The organism is Pseudoalteromonas sp. S3776 (assembly GCF_005886915.1).
GTDB lineage: Bacteria > Pseudomonadota > Gammaproteobacteria > Enterobacterales > Alteromonadaceae > Pseudoalteromonas.
Genome location: NZ_PNCU01000193.1, coordinates 1 through 596 on the forward strand (window position 1 = coordinate 1; position 596 = coordinate 596).

1 protein-coding gene is annotated in these 596 nt (G+C 48.3%); it reads left to right on the top strand.

Features of this window, described 5'->3' with window-relative positions:
• Positions 1 to 596 (top strand): transposase (locus CWC16_RS19600; protein ID WP_171037713.1); only part of this gene is annotated, 596 nt, incomplete at both ends.

A 596-nucleotide genomic window follows, 5' to 3' on the forward strand; every position in this document is an offset into this window, starting at 1 on the left:
GTTGATGCTTACATTGCTGACAACCAGTTTCGCCAGCGAGATCCTGATTTTGATCAGGCCGGGCGATACAAAATCCAGCACAAAAAAGATCGAGCGGCACGGGCGAAAAAACAGGGTAAGCCCGTCGCTACAGGTCGATTCCGAACCGAAGATTTTCAATTTGATACACAAGCTATGACGTGCGTCTGCCCGGCAGGTCAGGCTATGTGGTTGAGCAGCGACAAAGCCATAATCGGAGGTGAGCCTGCCTATCAGTTTTGTGGGTATCTGGATAAATGCCGGGAATGCCCTTTAAAAAGCCAATGCTTGCGAAAACCGGATCAGAAAAGTGCTCGTTCAGTCGCTTTCTTCTATAAGAAAGTGGTGACGCAGAAAACACCGGATGTTCTGCAAATGATGAAAGACAAAATTGACAGCCCGGCAGGTAGACGGATTTACAGCAAGCGACTTGGCGTTGCAGAGCCACCCTTTGGCCATATGCAGGAAATGGGGCTAACAGAATTGAGCCTGAGAGGACGCGTTAAAGTGAATGGTCAGTGGCAACTGATGTGCTCTGTGCACAACTTGAAAAAGATCCATAACTATGGCAATGATAC